This is a genomic window from Vibrio sp. 811 (assembly GCF_033339195.1).
In genome coordinates, this window is the sequence record NZ_JAWOUB010001031.1 from 1 (window position 1) to 501 (window position 501).

The 501-nt window shown below is 41.7% G+C and carries 1 protein-coding gene; it reads left to right on the forward strand.

The window, feature by feature from the left end:
• Positions 1–437, forward strand: a 437-nt coding sequence (locus R7Q46_RS30735; RefSeq protein ID WP_318078784.1) for a hypothetical protein, incomplete at its 5' end; no start/stop codon positions are given.
• Positions 438–501: the final 64 nt, after the last annotated feature.

The following is a 501-nucleotide window of genomic DNA, read 5'->3' on the forward strand; positions in this document are numbered from 1 at the left end:
TGCTATTAGTACACGCTAGAAAACTCCAAGTAGTAGGCATACTTCTACTTGGTATTGGTATTTACGGATTTGATCTGTATGCAATCTTCATCGGTGCTTCCATTTGGTATTTTCAACACATAACAAAGAGCGCGGGTGACCATTTTCATGCATCGTCAGCAAATGTAACGATGAAGGTATACAAAAACCCTGAGAACTATCCTCCATTAAATGTTTGGCTGGTTCCGCATGAAGGCCGGGAGATCACCCCTGACCATTACGATGAACTGGAAAAACTGGTGCTTGAAGTTAATGAGGACTTCATAACGAAGAAAGTACAGCAGGTCTACGATTATCGAGGCGGTAAGGTCACCTACTATGACTTGGCCAATATCATCTTTCTGACCGAAGGCATGGTTCGTTACAAAGCTATTCGTCAAGCAGAAGGAAGTTTTTAACCGTAGTCTGCAATTGAAAAATTGGTACCTATTTCTAATCCATAAAGAAAGGCGCATCTATGCG